The 20,342-nt window shown below is 64.2% G+C and carries 23 protein-coding genes and 1 other RNA gene; 11 read left to right on the forward strand and 13 right to left on the reverse strand.

What is annotated here, in order from left to right:
* Positions 1 to 24 precede the first annotated feature (24 nt).
* Positions 25 to 639: a glutathione S-transferase C-terminal domain-containing protein gene (locus FQ755_RS35205; RefSeq protein WP_186308750.1), complete on the reverse strand. Its 615-nt coding sequence runs from the start codon at positions 637 to 639 to the stop codon at positions 25 to 27.
* 198 nt (positions 640 to 837) lie between these two features.
* Between FQ755_RS35205 and FQ755_RS35210 the strand changes: the two genes are divergently transcribed.
* From FQ755_RS35210 to purH, 5 genes are all read left to right on the forward strand, one after another.
* Positions 838 to 2,250, forward strand: coding sequence for an aminopeptidase P N-terminal domain-containing protein (locus FQ755_RS35210; protein ID WP_144162535.1), 1,413 nt, complete (start codon positions 838 to 840; stop codon positions 2,248 to 2,250).
* A 21-nt stretch (positions 2,251 to 2,271) separates the two neighbouring features.
* Positions 2,272 to 3,498, forward strand: a complete 1,227-nt coding sequence (locus FQ755_RS35215) for a UbiH/UbiF/VisC/COQ6 family ubiquinone biosynthesis hydroxylase (RefSeq protein WP_144162537.1) — start codon at positions 2,272 to 2,274, stop codon at positions 3,496 to 3,498.
* Between the two features lie 265 nt (positions 3,499 to 3,763).
* Positions 3,764 to 4,828, forward strand: coding sequence for a tRNA dihydrouridine synthase DusB (gene dusB / locus FQ755_RS35220; protein WP_144162539.1), 1,065 nt, complete (start codon positions 3,764 to 3,766; stop codon positions 4,826 to 4,828).
* Positions 4,825 to 5,058, forward strand: a complete 234-nt coding sequence (locus FQ755_RS35225) for a Fis family transcriptional regulator (protein ID WP_007180440.1) — start codon at positions 4,825 to 4,827, stop codon at positions 5,056 to 5,058. The genes dusB and FQ755_RS35225 overlap by 4 nt, the downstream gene beginning before the upstream one ends.
* A gap of 59 nt (positions 5,059 to 5,117) precedes the next feature.
* A complete protein-coding gene (gene purH / locus FQ755_RS35230; protein WP_144162541.1) occupies positions 5,118 to 6,683 on the forward strand; it encodes a bifunctional phosphoribosylaminoimidazolecarboxamide formyltransferase/IMP cyclohydrolase in 1,566 nt (521 codons plus the stop codon).
* Between the two features lie 138 nt (positions 6,684 to 6,821).
* Here purH and FQ755_RS35235 read toward each other — a convergent pair whose 3' ends face one another.
* The gene (locus FQ755_RS35235; protein WP_144162543.1) at positions 6,822 to 7,061 is read right to left on the reverse strand and encodes a hypothetical protein; all 240 of its coding nucleotides are present in this window, start codon (positions 7,059 to 7,061) and stop codon (positions 6,822 to 6,824) included.
* Positions 7,062 to 7,219: 158 nt separating this feature from the next.
* Between FQ755_RS35235 and ruvC the strand changes: the two genes are divergently transcribed.
* Complete coding sequence (ruvC, locus tag FQ755_RS35240) at positions 7,220 to 7,762, forward strand: crossover junction endodeoxyribonuclease RuvC (protein ID WP_144162545.1); 543 nt, start codon at positions 7,220 to 7,222, stop codon at positions 7,760 to 7,762.
* A gap of 29 nt (positions 7,763 to 7,791) precedes the next feature.
* On the opposite strand, the gene FQ755_RS35245 is transcribed toward ruvC, so the two are convergent.
* A complete protein-coding gene (locus tag FQ755_RS35245; protein ID WP_144162547.1) occupies positions 7,792 to 8,424 on the reverse strand; it encodes a LysE family translocator in 633 nt (210 codons plus the stop codon).
* Between the two features lie 155 nt (positions 8,425 to 8,579).
* Here FQ755_RS35245 and ruvA point away from each other — a divergent pair, with 155 nt between their 5' ends.
* The 3 genes from ruvA to FQ755_RS35260 all read left to right on the forward strand — a co-directional run bounded on the left by ruvA (position 8,580) and on the right by FQ755_RS35260 (position 11,359).
* Positions 8,580 to 9,161, forward strand: a complete 582-nt coding sequence (gene ruvA / locus FQ755_RS35250; RefSeq protein WP_144162549.1) for a Holliday junction branch migration protein RuvA — start codon at positions 8,580 to 8,582, stop codon at positions 9,159 to 9,161.
* Positions 9,162 to 9,284: 123 nt separating this feature from the next.
* Complete coding sequence (gene ruvB / locus FQ755_RS35255; protein ID WP_144162551.1) at positions 9,285 to 10,349, forward strand: Holliday junction branch migration DNA helicase RuvB; 1,065 nt, start codon at positions 9,285 to 9,287, stop codon at positions 10,347 to 10,349.
* A gap of 77 nt (positions 10,350 to 10,426) precedes the next feature.
* Positions 10,427 to 11,359 (forward strand): oxygenase MpaB family protein, encoded by a 933-nt coding sequence (locus tag FQ755_RS35260; RefSeq protein WP_144162553.1) that lies wholly within the window; start codon positions 10,427 to 10,429, stop codon positions 11,357 to 11,359.
* A 73-nt stretch (positions 11,360 to 11,432) separates the two neighbouring features.
* On the opposite strand, the gene FQ755_RS35265 is transcribed toward FQ755_RS35260, so the two are convergent.
* The 3 genes from FQ755_RS35265 to tyrS are packed head-to-tail and all read right to left on the reverse strand — an operon-like array spanning position 11,433 to position 13,905.
* Complete coding sequence (locus FQ755_RS35265; protein ID WP_144162555.1) at positions 11,433 to 12,104, reverse strand: histidine phosphatase family protein; 672 nt, start codon at positions 12,102 to 12,104, stop codon at positions 11,433 to 11,435.
* A 60-nt stretch (positions 12,105 to 12,164) separates the two neighbouring features.
* Positions 12,165 to 12,623, reverse strand: a complete 459-nt coding sequence (gene dtd, locus FQ755_RS35270; RefSeq protein ID WP_144162557.1) for a D-aminoacyl-tRNA deacylase — start codon at positions 12,621 to 12,623, stop codon at positions 12,165 to 12,167.
* A gap of 34 nt (positions 12,624 to 12,657) precedes the next feature.
* Positions 12,658 to 13,905 (reverse strand): tyrosine--tRNA ligase, encoded by a 1,248-nt coding sequence (gene tyrS, locus FQ755_RS35275; RefSeq protein ID WP_144162559.1) that lies wholly within the window; start codon positions 13,903 to 13,905, stop codon positions 12,658 to 12,660.
* Positions 13,906 to 14,059: 154 nt separating this feature from the next.
* Between tyrS and FQ755_RS35280 the strand changes: the two genes are divergently transcribed.
* A complete protein-coding gene (locus FQ755_RS35280) occupies positions 14,060 to 15,214 on the forward strand; it encodes an anhydro-N-acetylmuramic acid kinase (RefSeq protein WP_144162561.1) in 1,155 nt (384 codons plus the stop codon).
* 134 nt (positions 15,215 to 15,348) lie between these two features.
* Here FQ755_RS35280 and erpA read toward each other — a convergent pair whose 3' ends face one another.
* The 4 genes from erpA to FQ755_RS35300 form a co-directional block, all read right to left on the reverse strand.
* Positions 15,349 to 15,714, reverse strand: a complete 366-nt coding sequence (gene erpA / locus FQ755_RS35285; protein WP_074262450.1) for an iron-sulfur cluster insertion protein ErpA — start codon at positions 15,712 to 15,714, stop codon at positions 15,349 to 15,351.
* Positions 15,715 to 15,913: 199 nt separating this feature from the next.
* Positions 15,914 to 16,306 (reverse strand): 30S ribosomal protein S9, encoded by a 393-nt coding sequence (gene rpsI, locus FQ755_RS35290; RefSeq protein ID WP_011489810.1) that lies wholly within the window; start codon positions 16,304 to 16,306, stop codon positions 15,914 to 15,916.
* A gap of 11 nt (positions 16,307 to 16,317) precedes the next feature.
* Positions 16,318 to 16,746 (reverse strand): 50S ribosomal protein L13, encoded by a 429-nt coding sequence (rplM, locus tag FQ755_RS35295; RefSeq protein ID WP_074262452.1) that lies wholly within the window; start codon positions 16,744 to 16,746, stop codon positions 16,318 to 16,320.
* Positions 16,743 to 17,099, reverse strand: coding sequence for a hypothetical protein (locus tag FQ755_RS35300; RefSeq protein WP_144162563.1), 357 nt, complete (start codon positions 17,097 to 17,099; stop codon positions 16,743 to 16,745). The genes rplM and FQ755_RS35300 overlap by 4 nt, the downstream gene beginning before the upstream one ends.
* 260 nt (positions 17,100 to 17,359) lie before the next feature.
* Between FQ755_RS35300 and FQ755_RS35305 the strand changes: the two genes are divergently transcribed.
* The gene (locus FQ755_RS35305) at positions 17,360 to 17,782 is read left to right on the forward strand and encodes an OsmC family protein (protein ID WP_063497318.1); all 423 of its coding nucleotides are present in this window, start codon (positions 17,360 to 17,362) and stop codon (positions 17,780 to 17,782) included.
* A 74-nt stretch (positions 17,783 to 17,856) separates the two neighbouring features.
* Here the strand turns inward: FQ755_RS35305 and rnpB are convergent.
* The 3 genes from rnpB to pyrC form a co-directional block, all read right to left on the reverse strand.
* Positions 17,857 to 18,268, reverse strand: an RNA gene (gene rnpB, locus FQ755_RS35310) — RNase P RNA component class A.
* A gap of 132 nt (positions 18,269 to 18,400) precedes the next feature.
* Positions 18,401 to 19,243 (reverse strand): DUF3025 domain-containing protein, encoded by an 843-nt coding sequence (locus tag FQ755_RS35315; RefSeq protein ID WP_313957491.1) that lies wholly within the window; start codon positions 19,241 to 19,243, stop codon positions 18,401 to 18,403.
* 8 nt (positions 19,244 to 19,251) lie between these two features.
* Positions 19,252 to 20,313 (reverse strand): dihydroorotase, encoded by a 1,062-nt coding sequence (gene pyrC / locus FQ755_RS35320; RefSeq protein WP_144162567.1) that lies wholly within the window; start codon positions 20,311 to 20,313, stop codon positions 19,252 to 19,254.
* Positions 20,314 to 20,342: the final 29 nt, after the last annotated feature.

The following is a 20,342-nucleotide window of genomic DNA, read 5'->3' on the forward strand; positions in this document are numbered from 1 at the left end:
GTCCGTCAGATTCGCAAGCCGCCCTCAGTCGGACGGCAAGGTGTCCATGAACGATTGCCGTTGCGACAGCTTCTGGAAGTGCTTGTCGAGGTTCGGGTACAGCTCACGCCAGTTCAACTGCGGCATGCGGAAATCCAGGTAGCCGAGCGCGCAGCCGAGGGAAATATCCGCCAGCGTGTAGCGATTGCCCGCACACCATGTCTTGCTGCCCAGCCCTTTCGACATCGCCACGAGGCCGTCGTCGATCTTGAGTTGCTGGCGCGCCACCCACGTGTCCGAGCGGTGTTCGGCCGGCCGCTGCGTCCCTTCGAGGCGGATCAGCACCGCCGCGTCCAGAAGCCCGTCGGCGAGCGCTTCCCAGCAGCGCACCTCGACGCGCTCGCGCCCGGACGGCGGAATCAGCTTGCCGACCGGCGACAGCGTATCGACGTATTCGCAGATCACCCGCGAATCGAACACCGCCTCGCCGTCTTCCATCACGAGACACGGCACCTTGCCGATCGGATTGAAGGTATGGATGGTGGTGTCCGGCGCCCAGACGTTTTCGAGCACCAGGTTGTAGTCGATCTTCTTCTCGGCGAACACGATCCGCGCCTTGCGCACGAACGGGCTGCCGAACGAACCGATGAGTTTCATCATCACAATTGCCTTTTCTGGAATTGGGCGGAAGTATACGTGGGTTGACGGCCCTCCTGACAACCGCGCGCCATCTTCCGGATCAACGCCCACCGCACCTGTGGACGGATTGCAACATTGCGGCTTTACGGGCCGCCCGTCCACCTGGCCTGATGGCCAGGGTGCTGAAACCCGAGGCCGATTGGGCGCTACAATCTCACGATGAACCAGCCGACCGAACCCACTCTCGCCATCGACATTTACCGCCAGCGCCGCGAGCGCGTGCTCGCCGCCCTGCGCGCGGCAGGCGGCGGCGTCGCCATCGTCCCCACTGCGCCGGAAGTGGTGCGCAACCGCGACGCGGATTATCCCTACCGGCACGACAGCTATTTCTACTACCTGACCGGCTTCACCGAGCCCGAAGGCCTGCTGGTGCTGGACGCGAGCGCGGGCGAGAACGACCCGGCCGCCATCCTGTTCTGCCGCGCCAGGAACGCCGAGCGCGAGATCTGGGAAGGCTTTCGCTTCGGTCCAGAAGCCGCGCGCGAGGCGTTCGGCTTCGACGCCACCTTTGCGGTGGATGAGATCGAGGCCGAACTGCCCGCCATCCTCGCGGACAAGCCCGCGCTGCACTACGCACTCGGCAGCTCGGCAGGTCTCGACGAAAACGTGCGCCGCTGGCTCGATGCGGTGCGCGCCAAGGGCCGCAGCGGTATCGCCGCGCCGGCCGCTGCGCACGACATCCTGCCGCTGCTCGACGAAATGCGCCTCATCAAGGACAGCCACGAACTGGCCATCATGCGCCGGGCCGGCGAAATCTCGGCCATCGCGCACCGCCGCGCCATGGCTGCGTCCCACGCCGGCGTACACGAATACGAACTCGAAGCCGAACTGCTGTACACGTTCCGCAAGCACGGCGCGCAAGGGCCGGCATACGGCTCGATCGTCGCAGCAGGCGCCAATGCCTGCGTGCTGCACTATGCCGCGGGCAACACCGTCGCGCAGGACGGCGACCTGATCCTGATCGACGCCGCCTGCGAACTGGACGGCTACGCCTCCGACATCACCCGCACCTTCCCGGCGAACGGCCGCTTCACGCCGGCGCAGCGCGAGCTGTACGACATCGTGCTGGCCTCGCAGGAAGCCGCGATTGCCGCCACGCGCGCAGGCGCTTCCTTCGACGATCCGCATAACGCCGCCTTGCGCGTGCTGTCGCAGGGGCTGCTCGACACGGGCATCATCGAGCGCGGACTGTTTTCCTCGGTCGATGACGTGATCGAAGAACGCGCCTATGCGCCGTTCTACATGCACCGCACGAGCCACTGGATCGGCATGGACGTGCACGATTGCGGCGACTATCGCGAGCGCCATGCGCCGCGCGACGCGCAAGGCGCACTGCCGTCACGCATCCTGCGGCCTTCGATGGCGCTGACGATCGAACCGGGTCTGTACATTCGCCCAGGCGAGAACGTGCCCGAGAAGTACTGGAACATCGGCATCCGCATCGAGGACGACGCCGTGGTGACGGCGGACGGCTGCGAACTGCTGACGCGCGGGGTGCCGGTCAAGGCTGACGAGATCGAGGCGCTGATGCGGGAAGCGCGGAGCGCGGCCGGCGCGGCGCGCAAGGCATGACAGCACGGACACCCTAAGCTCATGAGCGACGTTTCTCAACCGCAACCGGTCTCGTCCGGTGCGCCCGATGCCGGCGCCGCGCCGTTCGACTTCGACGTGACGATTGTCGGCGCCGGACCGGTCGGGCTCGCGTTGGCCGGCTGGCTTGCACGCCGTAGCGCGACCCGGGCGCTGTCGATTGCTTTGGTCGACGCCCGCAAGCCGGAAGACGCGCAGGGGGATCCGCGTGCGATTGCGGTGTCGCAAGGCAGCCGGATGATCCTCGAACCGCTGCGCTGGCCGGCGGACGCCACGGCGATTCATCGGATCCACGTGTCGCAGCGCGGGCATTTCGGCCGCACGCTGATTGACCACACCGAACACGGTCTGCCCGCGCTCGGCTATGTGCTGCGTTACGGCTCGATCGTGCAGGCGCTCGCCGAAGCCGCGCGGCCGAGCGCCGTCCACTGGTTACAGAACACCTCGGCGCAGACGCCGCTTCAGGAGCACGAGGGCGTGACGCTGCCGGTCGAAACCGCGCAGGGCAAACGCAATCTGCGCACGCGCATTCTCGTGAATGCCGAGGGCGGTCTGTTCCACGAGCAGCAGAAAAGCGGCAGCGCCGCCGGCACCCGCGACTATGGGCAGACCGCGCTGGTCGGCACGGTGAGCGTGTCGACGCCGCGGCCGCATGTCGCGTGGGAACGCTTCACGGAGCAAGGGCCGATTGCGCTGCTGCCCACCGGCGGCCCGCGCGACGCCGATTACGCGCTCGTCTGGTGCTGCTCGCCGGAAGAAGCGGCTCGCCGCGCCCAGTTGCCCGACGACGCCTTCCTGCGCGAACTCGGCGCCGCATTCGGCGACCGCATGGGCCGCTTCACGCAGATCAAAGGCCGCGCCGCTTTCCCGCTTGGCCTGAACGCGCTCGACACGCTCGTCAAGGGCCGCGTAGTGGCGATCGGCAATGCGGCACAGACGCTGCATCCGGTGGCCGGCCAGGGGCTGAACCTGGGACTGCGCGATGCGCACGCGCTCACCGACGCGCTCTCGACATTCGGCGCCACGCCGCTCGCGCTGGCCGCGTTCGCGCAGCGCCGCACGCTCGACCGGCGCCTGACGATCCGTTCGACCGACACGCTCGCGCGCCTCTTCACCGTCGACTTCCCCGCCCTCGCCACGCTGCGCGGGCTCGCCTTGACCGCGCTCGAATTCGTGCCGCCGGTCAAGACCGCGCTGGCACGCCAGATGATGTTCGGGCAACGCCGTTAGACGCCGGACGTTTGCAAAATTAGCCGTCCGCACACGAAGCGCGCGACGCGTATGCGCAGGCACGGTGCATACGCGAACCCCTGCGCCCGCTTCGGGTGATTCGCGTTTCGCGGTTCTATGAATCCACGCACTTTCATAGAAGATTTAATGGGTTACGGCGGATTCAAGTCCGGTGCCGGCTATCCGTTAACGCTAAAATAGCGGTTTTCCCTCGTATTTCGCGCCCGTCCCCATCTCGCTGATGTTCGACGGTTGCGTCTTTGCTATGCCCACTCTCGGCCCTCACAATTTGCGCAACAACCTGTTCGTCGCCCCCATGGCGGGTGTGACCGACCGGCCGTTCCGCCAGCTCTGCAAGCGGCTGGGCGCGGGCTATGCCGTGTCGGAAATGGTCGCGTCGAACGCGCAGTTGTGGAAGAGCGAGAAGACCATGCGCCGCGCCAATCACGCGGGCGAGGTCGAACCGATCGCCGTGCAGATCGCCGGCGCGGATCCGGCCATGATGGCCGAGGCAGCCCGCTACAACGTCGCCAACGGCGCGCAGATCATCGACATCAACATGGGCTGTCCGGCCAAGAAGGTCTGCAATGTGGCGGCTGGCTCCGCGCTGCTGCAAAACGAGCCGCTCGTGCAGCGCATCGTCGAGGCAGTGGTGGGCGCGGTGGGTGTCGGGCCGGACGCGGTGCCTGTCACGCTGAAAATCCGCACTGGCTGGAACCGCGACAACAAAAACGCGCTGAGCGTGGCGCATCTGGCTGAAAACGCCGGCATTTCGATGCTGACGGTGCACGGCCGCACCCGCGCCGACCTGTATCACGGCGAGGCCGAATACGAGACCATCGCCGCCGTGAAGGCCGCGGTGCGCATCCCGGTGGTCGCGAATGGCGACATCACCTCGCCGCAGAAGGCGCGCGAGGTGCTCGCCGCCACCGGCGCCGACGCCATCATGATTGGGCGCGCGGCGCAGGGGCGTCCGTGGCTGTTCCGCGAGATCGAACATTTCCTGCAAACGGGCGAGTTGCTGCCGCCGCCGCGCATCGACGAGATCCAGCAGGTCATGAACGAGCATCTCGAAGATCACTACGCGTTCTACGGCGAATTTACGGGCGTGCGCACAGCACGCAAGCACATCGGCTGGTACACTCGCGGCCTTTCTGGCGCCAACGTGTTCCGGCACCGCATGAATACGCTGGACACGACGCGCGAACAACTTCTCGCCGTCAACGAGTTCTTCGACGCCCAAAAGGCGCTCTCCGACCGCCTCGTCTACGTGGAAGAGGATGTCAACCCGAACGGCGAGCCGGACCACTCCGACCGACTAGCAGCATGAGCAAGAACAATATCGAACAATCCGTCCGCGACAGCCTGGGCATGTACTTCCAGGATCTCGACGGCTCCAATCCGCACGACGTCTACGACATGGTTATTTCGTGTGTCGAAAAACCGTTGCTCGAGGTGGTGCTCGAGCAGGCCGGCGGCAATCAGTCGCTGGCCGCCGAGTATCTCGGCATCAACCGCAATACGCTGCGCAAGAAATTGCAACAGCACGGTTTGCTGTAGCTCGATGTAATTTCCTGGCGCCCTGCCACGTCCACCTCTTCGGCTTCTCATTCTTCATCATGATCAAGCAAGCGCTCATCTCCGTTTCCGACAAGTCCGGCATCGTCGATTTCGCCAAATCGCTCTCGGACCTCGGCGTCAAGATCCTGTCCACCGGCGGCACCGCGAAACTGCTCGCGGACGCGGGGCTCGCCGTCACCGAAGTCGCTGACTACACAGGCTTCCCGGAAATGCTCGACGGGCGCGTGAAAACGCTGCATCCGAAGGTGCACGGCGGCATCCTCGCGCGCCGCGATCTGCCGGAGCACATGGCCGCGCTTGAAAAGCACGACATTCCGACCATCGATCTGCTGGTCGTGAATCTGTACCCGTTCGTGCAGACGGTGTCGAAGGAAGAATGCTCGCTGGAAGACGCGATCGAGAACATCGACATCGGCGGCCCGACCATGCTGCGTTCGGCGGCGAAGAATCATCGTGACGTGACGGTGGTGGTCGACCCTGCGGATTACGCGGTGGTGCTCGAAGAAATGCGCACACACAGCAATGCGGTTTCGTACAAGACGAACTTCCGTCTGGCCACCAAGGTGTTCGCGCACACGGCGCAATACGACGGCGCCATCACGAATTATCTAACCAGCCTGACCGAAGAGCTGCAGCATTCGTCGCGCAACACCTATCCGGCCACCTTCAACCTGGCGTTCGACAAGGTGCAGGATCTGCGCTACGGCGAAAATCCGCATCAGAGCGCCGCGTTTTACCGCGATCTGTCGGTGCCGGCCGGCGCGCTGGCAAACTACGAGCAGTTGCAGGGCAAGGAACTGTCATACAACAACATCGCCGATTCCGATGCGGCGTGGGAATGCGTGAAGACCTTCGACGTGCCGGCCTGCGTGATCGTCAAGCACGCCAATCCGTGCGGCGTGGCAGTGGGTGCGGATGCGCACGAAGCCTATTCGAAGGCCTTGCAAACCGATCCGACCTCGGCGTTCGGCGGCATCATCGCCTTCAACCGCGAAGTGGACGAAGCGGCGGCGCAAGCTGTGACCAAGCAGTTCGTCGAAGTGCTAATTGCGCCTTCGTTCAGCGTGGCGGCGCGCCAGGTGTTCGAAGCGAAGAAGAATGTGCGGTTGCTTGAAATCGCGCTCGGCGACGGACACAACACCTTCGACCTGAAGCGCGTGGGCGGCGGCCTATTGGTGCAATCGCTGGACTCGCACAACGTGCAGCCACATGAACTGCGCGTCGTCACGAAGCGTCATCCGACGCCGAAGGAAATGGACGATCTGCTGTTCGCATGGCGCGTGGCGAAGTACGTGAAGTCGAACGCCATCGTGTTCTGCGGCAACGGCATGACGCTCGGCGTCGGTGCCGGTCAGATGAGCCGCGTGGACTCGGCACGCATTGCAAGCATCAAGGCGCAGAATGCGGGCTTGACGCTGACGGGTTCGGCGGTGGCGTCGGACGCATTTTTCCCGTTCCGCGACGGCCTCGACGTGGTGGTCGCAGCAGGCGCGACGGCCGTGATCCAGCCGGGCGGCTCGATGCGCGACGACGAAGTGATCGCCGCAGCCGACGAGCACAACATCGCCATGGTGCTGACGGGCGTGCGTCACTTCCGGCACTGATCATTGCGGCTTGAGCCGGCGGCGCTTTCGAGTGGCGCTTTGGGCTCCAGGGTCCGAGAAAAAACGGCCCGGCGGAATTTTCCGCCGGGCCGTTTTTCATGTGAGCGCCTTCAGGTGAATTCAGCCGAAGCGCGCTGTTCAGGCCTCGGGGATTTTTCTGGCGTAACCCGCACTCACGTCAGGGTGGCTGCTGATGTAAGTGCTCAGTCCCTTTCCGTAGCGGGCCAAACGAATCATTTCCGCAACATGATCCGGACCGACACTCGCGTCCGTGTACCAATAGATCACACCGGACTTGAAGCGAACCGCGATGCAACCGTCACCGAGCGCATAAGACTCGATGCCGGAATCACCGCTTAGATTTCGATAGGTTTCCACGTGCGCACGTCCCGGTTGCAGCGAATGCCGCAATTCTTCAGCTTGCCACGTGGCGCAAAATCCGGCGAGCCCATTTATTCCTGTCTTCGCGATTTGCGCGCGCCGCCGGACCGCCGGTTCGTTGTAGTATCGCAGGCACTTAGTTCGCAGCGCATCTCATGAGAATTCTCGGCATCGACCCCGGCTTGCGTGTGACCGGTTTCGGCGTGATCGACCAGAACGGTCATCAACTCACTTACGTGGCGAGTGGCGTCATCAAGACCGCCGACGCCGACCTGCCGTCGCGCCTGGGGACGATCTTCGAAGGCATTTCGACGTTGATCCGTCAGCACGCTCCAGACCAATCCGCGATCGAAAAGGTGTTCGTCAACGTCAATCCGCAATCCACGCTGCTGCTCGGCCAGGCGCGCGGCGCGGCGATCTGCGGCCTGGTGGCGGGCGGCGTGCCGGTGGCCGAATATACCGCGCTGCAATTGAAGCAGGCCGTGGTGGGTTACGGCCGCGCCACCAAGGAGCAGATGCAACAGATGGTGGTGCGCCTGCTGAACCTCTCCGGCGTACCCAGCACCGACGCCGCCGACGCGCTCGGCATGGCGATCTGCCACGCTCACGGCGGCAGCACGCTCAGCACGCTGGGCGCAATCGCGCCCTCGCTCGCCAAAAAGGGGCTGCGGGTGCGGCGCGGGCGGCTGGTGGGTTAATCACGGCCGGCGCGCGCGCACCGAGGCGTTCAATTACGGCTCGCCAGCGCCAGGCGGCAGGCGAGCCCGGCGAACACCCCGCCCAGCAGATATTGCGGCACCCGCGAAGGGCGATGCCCCGACCTCAGTTTCCGGCTCAGCTTGCTCGCCATCAGGATGACCGCGCCGTTCACGCAAAAGCCGATGCAATTCAGCACGGTTGCAAGCGCCATGATCTGCAACGCCACCGACCCCGCTTCCGGCCGCACGAATTGTGGAAACAAGGCCAGCACGAAAAGCGCCACTTTCGGATTCAGCAGATTGGTGAAGAGGCCCTGGCGGAAAATGCGCCCGACGGGATAGCGGCTCATTGATGCGTCCGGCGAGAGCGCGGTGCCCTTCGAGCGGATCGTCTTCCAGGCGAGATACGCGAGGTAGGCCGCGCCGGCAAAGCGCACGGCGTTGTAGGCCATGGGCACGGCGACAAATAGCTGCGCCAGTCCGAAAGCCGCGGCCAGTGCGTGGCAGTAAGTGCCCACCAGAATGCCCGCAAGCGACGCAAATCCCGCTGATCTTCCCTGGCTGACGCTGCGCGATGCAATCAGCAGCATGTCGGGACCCGGCGTGGCAGTGAGCGCGAGGCACGCGCCGGCAAAGATGGCGATGGTAGTGAAACTCAGCATAAATCCTTTCGGTGATGGGGCGAGAACCCGCCAAAAGGGATCTCAGTCTAGAGGCCGGTTTTCGGCTGGTCAACCGCGAAAACGCCTACGCTTACGTTCGCTCACGGGCGGCGCCCTGCGCTACACTCGCCCTTTCTCTCACGATTGAACCCGCCATGATCGGTCGCATTGCCGGCGTCCTGCTGGAAAAGAATCCGCCACACCTGCTCGTCGACTGTAACGGCGTGGGCTACGAAGTCGATGTGCCGATGAGCACGTTCTACAACCTGCCTGCGACCGGCGAACGGGTGGTTCTGCTCACCCAGATGATCGTGCGCGAAGACGCCCATCTGCTGTTCGGTTTTGGCAGCGCCGAAGAGCGCGCCACCTTCCGCGAATTGCTGAAGATCAGCGGCATTGGCGCGCGCATGGCGCTCGGCGTGTTGTCCGGCATGAGCGTGCACGAACTGGCGCAGACCGTCACGATGCAGGACGCAGCGCGCCTCACGCGGGTACCGGGCATCGGCAAGAAAACGGCGGAGCGCCTGCTGCTCGAACTGAAGGGCAAGATTGGCGCCGACCTGGGCGCGATGGCGGGCGCCGTGTCGGCGTCCGACCACGCCTCTGACATCCTGAACGCATTGATCGCATTGGGTTACTCCGAAAAAGAAGCCTTGGCGGCCGTCAAGAACGTGCCGGCGGGCACGGGCGTGTCCGAGGGCATCAAGCTCGCACTGAAGGCGCTCTCAAAAGGTTAAAGCGGTTCAAGCCAGGCGGGCCACCCCGCGTGCATGGGCTAAATCCTGGCATGCCGCGCCGCGGGATGCACCCTGGCCGATCGGCTAGCTTCGGCGGCGAGCACCGCGCGGTACAATGCCGACATGATCGAAACCGACAAACTCGCCGCCGAGCGCATCATTGCCGCCACGCCCGTCTCGCCGAACGAAGAAGCGTTCGAGCGCGCGTTGCGCCCGCGTCAGCTCGACGAATACGTCGGGCAGGAAAAGGTGCGCGGCCAGCTCGAAATCTTTATCGAGGCCGCGAGGCGCCGCTCCGAATCGCTCGACCACGTGCTGCTGTTCGGGCCGCCGGGTCTCGGCAAAACCACACTCGCGCACATCATCGCGCGGGAAATGGGTGTCAATCTGCGGCAGACGTCCGGCCCGGTGCTGGAGCGCGCCGGCGACCTCGCGGCGTTGCTGACGAACCTCGAAAAGAACGATGTGCTGTTCATCGACGAAATTCACCGGCTCTCGCCGGTCGTCGAGGAAATCCTGTATCCGGCGCTCGAGGATTATCAGATCGACATCATGATCGGCGAAGGGCCGGCGGCGCGCAGCGTCAAGCTCGACCTGCAGCCATTCACCCTGGTCGGCGCCACCACTCGCGCCGGCATGCTGACCAATCCGCTGCGCGACCGCTTCGGCATCGTCTCGCGGCTCGAGTTCTATAACGCCGAAGAACTGGCACGCATCGTCACGCGCTCGGCGTCGCTGCTCAATGCGCAAATTCATCCGGACGGCGCCTTTGAAATCGCCAAGCGCGCCCGCGGCACGCCGCGAATCGCCAACCGGTTGCTGCGCCGCGTGCGCGACTTCGCCGAGGTAAAGGCGGACGGCAACATCACCGCGCAGGTAGCCGACGCCGCGCTCAGAATGCTCGACGTGGATCCGGTGGGGTTCGACCTGATGGACCGCAAGCTGCTCGAAGCCATCTTGCACAAGTTCGACGGCGGGCCGGTAGGCGTCGACAACCTGGCGGCGGCCATCGGCGAGGAGCGCGACACCATCGAAGACGTGCTCGAACCGTACCTGATCCAGCAAGGTTTTCTGCAACGCACCCCGCGTGGCCGCGTGGCGACGCTGCTGACCTACCGGCACTTCGGCCTCGCCGCGCCGGATTCGTCCAGCCCGGTGCGTAACCTGTGGGATGCGGGCGAGTCCTGAGCCGCTGCGGATCGCCTCACGAAACCAGCAGAAAACGAGCGAAACCCGCCAGATCAGGAGAGCTCCGAGCGCCAGCCATGTCCGATGAAGCCAGCTATTCCGATGAGCGCGCCGGCCTCGTCCAACGCCTCACCCAGCACGTGCGCTCGAAGCTGGCGAACGGCGTCACGCACCTGACAAGCGGCAGCGGCCCGACGCTCGACTACTCCTCGCCGCCTGGCGATCCCGGCCTGTTCGGCCCCGAAACCGTCTGCTGGAAAGTCCACGCCGATTTCACCTCGATGATGACCGGCGGCATCAGCGCCCTGCTCTTGCAGGCTCTGCATCCACTGGCGCTGGCCGGCGTGTGGGATCACTCGTCGTTCCGCACGGATATCCTCGGACGGCTGCGCCGCACCGCGACCTTCATCGCCGGCACCACCTATGGCAACCGGCACGACGCGCTGGCGCTGATCGAACGGGTCAGGCAGATTCATCTTGGCGTGAGCGGCACCGCGCCCGACGGGCGCCCATACCAGGCGAGCGACCCTGCGCTGCTGACGTGGGTGCACGTCGCCGAGGTCTCGAGCTTCCTGAGCGCGCATCTGCACTATGTGAATCCGGCGCTGCCCGTTGCCGAACAGGACCGTTACTTCGCGGAGACGGCGCGGATTGCCGAGATGCTCGGCGCGGTCGATATCCCGCGCTCGCGGCACGAGATCGACGCCTACCTGCTGGCGATGCGGCCCGAACTGGCGACCAGCGAGCGCACCCGCGAAGTCGTGCGAATCCTGATGAAGGCGCGGCCGCCGAGCCTGGCGCTGCGGCCGGCAGGGACGTTGATGCTCAATGCCGGGGCGGATCTGTTGCCGCCGTGGGCGCAGGAAATGCTCGGCTTCCACCGCCTCGCCGGCGTGCGCCGCGTGGTCGTCAGACCGGGCGTGAAACTGGTCGCGCCGGTGATTCGTTGGGCGCTGACCAACGGTGTGTCGAAGCGGGCGCGCCGGCGGGTGGCGGCAGGACGCGCCTAAGCAGCGGTCACAACAGCCATCGCGCCGCAAGCGCGAGCTGCGCAATCCCGGCTGCGAATCCCGCTTGCTTCGCTCAGCGGCCCGGTTCCGGAATCCGCCGCAAGGTGTCGTCGTCGCTCGGTGCATCGAGGTGCGCGATGTCCGCCCACGACACCACTTTTCCCTTGCCGCCGTCGAAATCCACCACGTTGATGCTCGTATTGAGCAACGCATAGTCGCGCGGCACTTCGAGCGTCAGGTCGCGCGCAAACCGGTAGACGCAATCGAGCACGCCGCCATGCGCGATGCACGCGACCCGGCCGCCCGGATGTGCGGCGACGATCGGCGCAACCGTCTCCATCACGCGGCGATAGAAAGCGCGCATCGACTCGCCGTCCGGCGGCGCGAAGCCGCCATCGCGCGATTGCCAATGCTCGAATTCGTCAGGATAGCGTTCGGCGATCTGCTCGCGGTCGTAGCCCTCAAACGCCCCATACAAACGCTCGCGCAGACCTTCGCGCAGTTGCAAGGGCAAACCGAGCGCCGTGGCGATCGGCTGGGCGGTTTGCCGCGCGCGCAGAAGATCGCTCGAGTAGATCGCGTCGAGCCGGGCGCCCTGGGCGGCTTCCTCTACGAGGCGCTGGGCGAGCCGCCGGGCCTGCTCGACACCGGTCGCCGCGAGCGGAATATCGGTGTGACCCTGGATGCGTTTGATGCGGTTCCAGTCGGTCTCACCGTGGCGGATAAAGAGAATTTGCGTGGACATGAGCATGCGGCATCGTGGCCGGTGATGGCGGCCCGCTACGGCCGCGAAAGGGATTAGGCGTTACGCGTGCGTTTGCAGCCAGAACGTCACCGGCCCGTCGTTGACGAGCGAGACCTGCATGTCCGCGCCGAACTCCCCAGTTTCGACAATGGCATGCTTCGCGCGAGCGGCGGCGACAAAGTAATCGAACAGGCGCTTGCCCTCGTCGGGCGGGGCGGCCGGCGTGAAGCTCGGGCGCAGGCCGCTGTTCGTATCGGCCGCGAGCGTGAATTGCGAGACCAGCAGCAGGCCGCCGGCGCGCCCGGCGCCGTCCACGTTCTGCACGGAGAGATTCATCTTGCCGGCTGCGTCGCTGAACACGCGGTAGCCGAGCACCTTCGCCAGCAAGCGGTCGGCGGCGGCCTCCGTGTCGCCGCGCTCGGCGCAGATTAGCGCGAGCAGGCCCGCTTCGATGGCGCCCGTGACACGTTCGCCGACGCGCACTTCCGCGCGCCGCACGCGCTGGATCAGCGCGATCATGCGCGACGCTCCGGCCTGAACCCGCGCCGCCGCATCACGCCGTCAACGTGACGCGCGCGAAACGGCGCTTGCCGACCTGCACGACGTATTCGCCGGCTTCGACCTTCAGGCCCTTGTCCGACACCGTTGCGCCGTCGATTTTCACGCCGCCCTGCTCGATATTGCGCAGCGCTTCGCTGGTCGACGGCACCAGGTTCGCCTGCTTGAGCAACTGACCGATCGCGAGCGGCGCGCCCGCCAGCGTCAGGGCCGGAATATCGTCCGGCACGCCGCCCTTCGCGCGGTAGTTGAAGTCTTCGAGCGCACGCTCGGCGTCCGCCTGCGAGTGAAAGCGCGTGACGATCTCCTGGCCCAGCATTACCTTGAAATCGCGCGGGTTACGGCCGCCTTCGATTTCCTTCCTGAAGCCGGCAATCTCGTCCAGCGGACGGAACGACAGCAGTTCGAAGTAACGCCACATCAGATCGTCGGAAATGCTCATCAGTTTGCCGAACATATCCGACGGCTTTTCGCTGATGCCGATGTAGTTACCCTTCGACTTCGACATCTTCTCGACGCCGTCGAGCCCTTCGAGCAGCGGCATGGTCAGAATGCACTGCTGTTCCTGGCCGTACTGCTTCTGCAGCTCGCGGCCCACCAGCAGGTTGAATTTCTGATCGGTGCCGCCGAGTTCGAGGTCGGCATTGAGCGCGACCGAGTCGTAACCCTGCATCAACGGGTAGAGGAATTCGTGGATCGAGATGGGCAGGCCGCCTTGATAACGCCTGGTGAAATCTTCGCGTTCGAGAATGCGCGCCACCGTGTAGCGCGAGGCGAGCTTGATCATGCCGTCGGCGCCGAGCGGCATCGACCATTCGCTGTTGTAGCGAATCTCGGTCTTCTCGCGATCCAGCACCAGCGCGGCCTGCTCGAAGTACGTCCGGGCGTTCGATTCGATCTGCTCGCGCGTGAGCGGCGGGCGCGTGGCGTTGCGGCCGGACGGGTCGCCGATCAGCGAGGTGAAATCGCCGATCAGGAAGATCACCGTATGGCCGAGATCCTGCAACTGGCGCATCTTGTTCAGCACGACGGTGTGGCCGATGTGGATGTCAGGCGCCGTCGGGTCGAGACCGAGCTTGATGCGCAACGGCGTGCCGGTGGCCGCGCTCTTCGCGAGCTTCTGTGCGAATTCTTCTTCGATCAGCAGTTCGTCGACGCCGCGTTTGGTAATGGCGAGCGCGTGGCGGACTTCGTCGGTGATCGGGAAGGCGGGACTGGGCTTGGAGGTGGACTCGGTGCTCATGCTGGAACGTGATGTCGCAAAAAGAGAGATTGTCCCATAGATGGACACCGCCGAGTCCGCAGACGAGGGCCGCAGGCGTCTGATAATCTGCGGACAAGGTTCAAACCGCGCGGTTTAAAACCCATACTGTTTAAACCGGCACGGTTCATCACCAATGACTGACAGGAGCAGCATCGTGGCGCAAGAGAGCACGGCGGACGGCATCTATTTCGGCTTGATGTCGGGGACCAGCATGGACGGCGTGGACGGCATTGCCGTCAAATTCGCCAGGGGCAAGCCGCCGGTCGTCCTCGCGGAGGCCTTCGTGGGCTTCGCGGAAGGCCTGCGCGAGGCGCTATTCGGCCTGCAGCATCCGGGAGAGAACGAGATCGAGCGCGAAGCGCTGGCGGCCAATGCGCTCGCCACCCGCTACACGGTGTGCGTGCATGAACTGTTGCGCGGGGGCAGTCTGTCAGCCGTCGACGTGCGGGCCATCGGTGTGCACGGCCAGACGGTGCGGCATCGTCCGGAGAAAGGCTACACGCGTCAGACCAACAATCCGGCGCTGCTGGCGGAAATGGCGCACATCGACGTGATCGCGGACTTCCGCAGCCGCGACGTCGCCGCGGGCGGCCAGGGCGCGCCGCTGGTGCCGGCGTTCCACGCGACCGTGTTCGGAGCGCCGGGCGAAACGCGCGTGGTGTGCAATCTGGGCGGCATCAGCAACATTACGATTCTGAATGCCGCGGGCGGCGTGCGCGGCTTCGATTGCGGGCCGGCCAACGCGCTGCTCGACGAATGGGCGCAGCGCCATCTCGGCAAGCCGTTCGACGAAAACGGGCATTTCGCTGCTGGCGGCAAGTTGCATCAACCGTTGCTAAACGCGTTACTCGACGAGCCGTTCTTCACGCAACAGCCGCCAAAAAGCACCGGCCGCGACCTGTTCAATCCGGCCTGGCTCGACGCGAAACTGCAGCCGTTTGCCGCCCTCGCCCCCGCCGACGTGCAGGCGACGCTGGTCGCGCTGACAGCAATCACAGTGGCTCGCGAAATCGAACGTCATGCATCGGATGTGCGGGCGGTGTATGTCTGCGGCGGCGGCGCGCGTAACCCGGTGTTGATGAAAGCGATCCAGGCCGCGCTTGAGGACAGCGGCGTTAGCGGCGTACCGGTGCTGACCACCGAGGCGCTCGGCGTGCCGCCTCACCAGGTCGAGCCACTGGCGTTCGCGTGGCTGGCGATGCGCTGCGTGGCGCGCGAGCCGGGCAACCTGGCGGCGGTCACGGGCGCGGCGGGAGAGCGAGTGCTGGGCGCGATTTATCCGCGCTGAGAGATTCGCAGGCCCGGCCGGCATGGCGGGCAATGTGCAGGATCAATGAGAAACGGGGCCGAAGCCCCGTTTCTTGTAACACCGATCCAGATTCCGGTCTGCCTGCTCAGGCCTCAGTCCCGCGACCTTCTATCTCAGACCGAGAACGACGAACCGCAACCGCAGGTGGTCGTGGCGTTCGGATTCTTGATCACGAACTGGGCGCCGTTGATGTCGTCCTTGTAGTCGATCTCAGCGCCAACCAGATACTGGTAGCTCATCGAATCGATCAGCAGCTGGACGCCGCTCTTGTTCATCACGGTATCGTCTTCGTTGACGGCTTCGTCGAACGTAAAACCGTATTGAAAGCCCGAGCAGCCGCCGCCCTGCACGAATACGCGCAGTTTCAGCTCCGGGTTGCCTTCTTCGTCGATCAGCTGCTTGACCTTGTCAGCCGCTGCGTCGGTAAAAACGAAGGGGCTAGGCATCTCGGTCACGGGGGTGTCGGTGACTGCGTTCATTCGAACTCTCCAAAAAGGCTTCTAACCGCTATTGTAGGGCTGATCTCAATATCGTGCCGAAGCCCACAAAATCAATGGGTTCTCTCCGACAGCCCGCGGTCGGCCCGCACGACGCCCGAATATGAAAAAAGCCGCCAACGCAAACGCGCTGGCGGCTTTTGCAGTGACCTGACCCGAAGGCCAGAGCACACCGAAGCGATTAACGCTTCGAGAATTGCTTCCTGCGACGTGCCTTGTGGAAGCCGACCTTCTTACGTTCGACTTCACGAGCGTCACGCGTAACGAAGCCAGCCTTCGACAGTTCCGGCTTCAGCGTTGCGTCGTAGTCCATCAGCGCGCGGGTGATGCCGTGGCGAACCGCACCGGCTTGACCCGTTTCACCGCCACCCGTCACGTTGACCTTGATGTCGAACGTGACGCCGTGGTTCGTGAGTTCCAGCGGCTGACGCACGATCATCAGCGACGTTTCGCGCGAGAAGTAGTCGGCGATGGGCTTGCCGTTCACAACGATATCGCCCTTGCCTGCCTTGATGAAGACGCGTGCGACGGCGCTCTTGCGGCGGCCCGTGCCATAGTTCCAATTACCGATCATGTGGGCTCCCCTTAGATCTCGAGCGCTTTCGGCTGTTGTGCCGAATGCGGATGCGTTGCTTCAGCGTAGACCTTCAGCTTCTTGATCATCGCGTAGCCGAGCGGGCCCTTCGGCAGCATGCCTTTGACCGCTTTCTCGAGCGCGCGGCCCGGGAAGCGTTCCTGCATCTTGCCGAACGTCGTTTCATAAATACCGCCCGGGTAACCCGAGTGACGGTAGTACTTCTTGTCCGTGGACTTGTTGCCCGTGACACGGAGCTTGCCGGCGTTGATAACGATGATGAAATCACCGGTGTCGACGTGCGGAGTGAATTCTGGCTTGTGTTTGCCGCGAAGACGGTGTGCCACTTCGCTGGCGACACGCCCGAGAACCTTATCCGTCGCGTCAATCACGTACCATTCGCGCGTAACCTCATGGGCCTTTGCGGAAAATGTCTTCATGATCGATCCAAAAATAATTGCTGCGCCCAGTGTTTTTTCCTGCTTGTAATGTGCGCATCGAGGCGCGTGCAGGCTCTCCCTGTTCTTCCTCCGCGGGCACGAATGCGGAAAAGCCTTGGATTATAAAGGAAATTCTGCGCGCTCGTCAAAATTTGCAGCGGCCAAGCCGGGTTCGGGGCGCGGGCGAAAAAAAACCCGAACGAGCGGTTCGGGTTTAATCCACCATAGGAGGAGGGTGGAGGAGACATGCGGAAGTTGCCGAACTGCGACAACCAATGGAAACGATTATATGAGCCGACCTTGTGCAACGCAAGATCATTTGCATTACGAAATTCGATTTCATAATGTGGCACACACCTCCGCTCTAGAGTTCAGCAATAAATATTATTTATATCAAACACTTAGCCTTTGATTCATCGCCCTTTTTCACGGCTGCACTAGAGCAAAACCCCTAATGGCGTCAGGGCAATCCCGCACTGCACGCAGCATGCGGCACCGCAACATGCAAGCCATCAACGAGCATATCGGCGCGCCGAAGTGCCCTCGGGCGAACGCGCAGACCTCGGGCTACAATGGCATTTCGAATACAAGATGCGCAAGCTGGGGTACAGGCATGGAATGCAAAGTTAGCTGGATGGGGCAAGACGGCATGGCCTTCGCCGCCGAAACGGGCAGCGGCCACCTCGTCACGATGGACGGCGCGCCGGAAGGCGGCGGCCGCAACCTAGCGCCGCGTCCCATGGAAATGGTTCTGCTCGGCACCGGCGGCTGCACGGCCTACGACGTGGTGATGATCCTGAAGAAAAGCCGTCAGGAAATCGCCGGCTGCTCGGTGACGTTGAAAGCCGAGCGCGCCAGCGAAGATCCGAAAGTGTTCACCAAAATTCACTTTCACTTCACCGTCACCGGCAAGAACCTGAACCCCGCTACCGTGGAACGGGCGATCAACCTGTCGCACGACAAATACTGCTCGGCGTCCATCATGATCGCCAAGACCGCTGAACTGACGCACTCGTTCGATATCGTCGCGGGCTGAACCTGGCGGCGCCAGGCGGCGACACCGAAAGGAAATGCCGGCATCCTCACGGATGCCGGCATTTTTCTATTCAGCGGCAAAGCAGGTCGATAAGCCGGATTCTGTGCACGCGCCGCGCCGAAGCGCCGCGCGCGTGGCAGCCATTCCTCTAGGCGCGCCATTACTGACGCGCTCAAGCTTCCTACCCGCAGACGTGACGGGGGCCCCATCCTGCATCTCGAAGATGCTAGCCTGCCTACTTGGAATTGCTCCGGGTGGAGGTTACCGTGCCGGTCTGCCTCGCAGCAGCCGCGGTGCGCTCTTACCGCACCGTTTCACCCTTACCTGATCCCGGCTTGCGCCGGGCCATCGGCGGTTTGCTTTCTGTTGCCCTGTTCCGCGTGTTGCCACGGATGGCCGTTAGCCATCACCCTGCCCTATGGAGTCCGGACTTTCCTCGCCCTCGTTGGCCGAAACCGCAGAGGCCGCGACTGCCTGACCTGCTTTGCTGGCGCGGATTTTAACACCTGCGGGCGAATGAGGCCGCGGCGAGGGAGAAATAGAAACTGAGGCTACGGCGGCTGTTCGCGGGTCGACCGCCCTGTCGTGCTGTTCAGCGCGAACAACGGGCATCGGTTCTCAAGGCGCTGGCCTGGCGAGAATCCGGCTGCGTCCCGCGCGAAATACCGCGGGATCGTCGTAGAAAGACGCCGCCTCATTGGCTGGCCACCAGCCGGGGATGCCCAGCAGCGGCAGCGGTGAGAACAGGCGGACCGTCAAGTCCGGCAAGGACGACAGCTCGCGGCTGACCGCTTCGTCGAGCCATGCATTGCGTGCCTCGATGGACCACGAGAAATATCCGGCAGGGACCTCGACGATCCACGCATGCCCAGTGCACGCCTTATAGGGCGAGATCAGCTTCTCCAGCAACGCGTGACCAAAACAGCGCACCTCGCAGCGTTCGCCCCACGCCGGGCGGTTCGCCACGAACAGCGTCGACCAGTCGAAGCCGCGCAATCCCTGGCTGAGCTGAGGATCCGCACACGCGAACAGCAAGGCGTTCTCGTCGAACAACGTCAGGGCATCGCGCACGCCGCCGCGCGTCGGACCGACGCCCAGAGCATCGATGGCGGCCGACTGGCGCGCATTCAGCACAGCCTTGATGCGCGGGAAGGCAAACCAGACCGAGGCATTGAAGAAATCGTGCAGGTTATGGCGAGTGGGCACGCAGCCTGTCGCGGCGATATGCGCCTCGTAGGCCGCGCCCGGCGGCAGTTGGTCCTGTGCGATGAAGGCGAGGCGCTGACCGCGGCCGGTGGTCTGCCGCGCTATCCGCGCGTCGGCATTCATTTCGTCGAGCAGTGCGGCATAGCTCGTCAGTGCCGCCTGCTGCCAGCGGACACCCCGCGCGCTGAACTGCGCGAACCACGGCAACGACCAGTTGATGTCCGCAAAACCGGGCTTGCCCTCTTCGCCCGCCACGTTCTGCCTCAGACCAGCCGCCAGCCGATCGTCTCGCCGCCGCGCAAGGGCACGACCGGCGTATCGCCCACCGGCAATTCCGCCGGCAGCGTCCACTGTTCGCGGCGCAGCGTGACCTTCCCGGCGTTACGCGGCAGACGGTAAAAGTCGGCGCCGAAAAAGCTGGCGAACCCTTCGAGCTTGTCCAGCGCGCCGGCCTGATCGAAGGCCTCCGCATACAGTTCGAGCGCGTGCAGCGCCGTGTAGCAGCCCGCGCAACCGCACGCATGCTCCTTTAACCCCTTCGGATGCGGCGCGCTATCCGTGCCGAGGAAGAAACGCGGATTGCCCGAGGTGGCCGCCTCGACCAGCGCCACGCGGTGCGTCTCGCGCTTCAACACCGGCAGGCAGTAGTAATGCGGACGAATGCCGCCCTGGAAAATCGCGTTGCGGTTGTAGAGCAAATGGTGCGCGGTGATCGTCGCGCCGAGCAGTTCCGGCGCGGCGCCGGCTTCGCGGATGTAGTCCACCGCATCTTTGGTCGTGATGTGCTCGAACACCACCTTCAGCGCCGGAAACGCACGGCGCAGCGGCGTCATCACACGGTCGATGAACACTTTCTCGCGGTCGAACAGGTCGATCGAGGCATCCGTCACTTCGCCGTGAATCAGCAACGGCATGCCGGTTTCCTGCATGACTTCGAGCGTTTTCGCGCACTTCATGATGTCGGTGACGCCCGCGTCCGAATTGGTCGTGGCGCCCGCCGGATAGAGCTTCACGCCATGCACGAAGCCGCTTTCGCGGGCGCGGCGAATCTCGTCGGGCGGCGTGTTGTCGGTGAGGTACAGCGTCATCAGCGGTTCGAACTTCACGCCGGCCGGAATTGCGGCGACGATGCGTTCGCGGTAAGCCTGCGCCATCGCGGTGGTCGTCACGGGCGGCTTCAGGTTCGGCATGATGATCGCGCGACCGAACTGGCGCGCGGTATCCGGCAGTACGGCCGCCAGCATTGCGCCGTCGCGCACATGAAGATGCCAGTCGTCGGGGCGGGCGAACGTCAGGGAATCGAGGGAAGCAGTGGAAGCAGTCATGGCGTGAGGTTGACGAACCCGGCACCGCC

Source organism: Paraburkholderia sp. BCC1885, assembly GCF_900996235.1.
GTDB lineage: Bacteria > Pseudomonadota > Gammaproteobacteria > Burkholderiales > Burkholderiaceae > Paraburkholderia.

What these genes read in the sequence shown, in the direction of transcription:
- FQ755_RS35205 (WP_186308750.1), bottom strand. Translation starts at nt 639, where the DNA reads ATGATGAAACTCATCGGTTCGTTCGGCAGCCCGTTCGTGCGCAAGGCG.
- FQ755_RS35210 (WP_144162535.1), top strand. Translation starts at nt 838, where the DNA reads ATGAACCAGCCGACCGAACCCACTCTCGCCATCGACATTTACCGCCAG.
- FQ755_RS35215 (WP_144162537.1), top strand. Translation starts at nt 2,272, where the DNA reads ATGAGCGACGTTTCTCAACCGCAACCGGTCTCGTCCGGTGCGCCCGAT.
- dusB (WP_144162539.1), top strand. Translation starts at nt 3,764, where the DNA reads ATGCCCACTCTCGGCCCTCACAATTTGCGCAACAACCTGTTCGTCGCC.
- FQ755_RS35225 (WP_007180440.1), top strand. Translation starts at nt 4,825, where the DNA reads ATGAGCAAGAACAATATCGAACAATCCGTCCGCGACAGCCTGGGCATG.
- purH (WP_144162541.1), top strand. Translation starts at nt 5,118, where the DNA reads ATGATCAAGCAAGCGCTCATCTCCGTTTCCGACAAGTCCGGCATCGTC.
- ruvC (WP_144162545.1), top strand. Translation starts at nt 7,220, where the DNA reads ATGAGAATTCTCGGCATCGACCCCGGCTTGCGTGTGACCGGTTTCGGC.
- FQ755_RS35245 (WP_144162547.1), bottom strand. Translation starts at nt 8,424, where the DNA reads ATGCTGAGTTTCACTACCATCGCCATCTTTGCCGGCGCGTGCCTCGCG.
- ruvA (WP_144162549.1), top strand. Translation starts at nt 8,580, where the DNA reads ATGATCGGTCGCATTGCCGGCGTCCTGCTGGAAAAGAATCCGCCACAC.
- ruvB (WP_144162551.1), top strand. Translation starts at nt 9,285, where the DNA reads ATGATCGAAACCGACAAACTCGCCGCCGAGCGCATCATTGCCGCCACG.
- FQ755_RS35260 (WP_144162553.1), top strand. Translation starts at nt 10,427, where the DNA reads ATGTCCGATGAAGCCAGCTATTCCGATGAGCGCGCCGGCCTCGTCCAA.
- FQ755_RS35265 (WP_144162555.1), bottom strand. Translation starts at nt 12,104, where the DNA reads ATGTCCACGCAAATTCTCTTTATCCGCCACGGTGAGACCGACTGGAAC.
- dtd (WP_144162557.1), bottom strand. Translation starts at nt 12,623, where the DNA reads ATGATCGCGCTGATCCAGCGCGTGCGGCGCGCGGAAGTGCGCGTCGGC.
- tyrS (WP_144162559.1), bottom strand. Translation starts at nt 13,905, where the DNA reads ATGAGCACCGAGTCCACCTCCAAGCCCAGTCCCGCCTTCCCGATCACC.
- FQ755_RS35280 (WP_144162561.1), top strand. Translation starts at nt 14,060, where the DNA reads ATGACTGACAGGAGCAGCATCGTGGCGCAAGAGAGCACGGCGGACGGC.
- erpA (WP_074262450.1), bottom strand. Translation starts at nt 15,714, where the DNA reads ATGAACGCAGTCACCGACACCCCCGTGACCGAGATGCCTAGCCCCTTC.
- rpsI (WP_011489810.1), bottom strand. Translation starts at nt 16,306, where the DNA reads ATGATCGGTAATTGGAACTATGGCACGGGCCGCCGCAAGAGCGCCGTC.
- rplM (WP_074262452.1), bottom strand. Translation starts at nt 16,746, where the DNA reads ATGAAGACATTTTCCGCAAAGGCCCATGAGGTTACGCGCGAATGGTAC.
- FQ755_RS35305 (WP_063497318.1), top strand. Translation starts at nt 17,360, where the DNA reads ATGGAATGCAAAGTTAGCTGGATGGGGCAAGACGGCATGGCCTTCGCC.
- pyrC (WP_144162567.1), bottom strand. Translation starts at nt 20,313, where the DNA reads ATGACTGCTTCCACTGCTTCCCTCGATTCCCTGACGTTCGCCCGCCCC.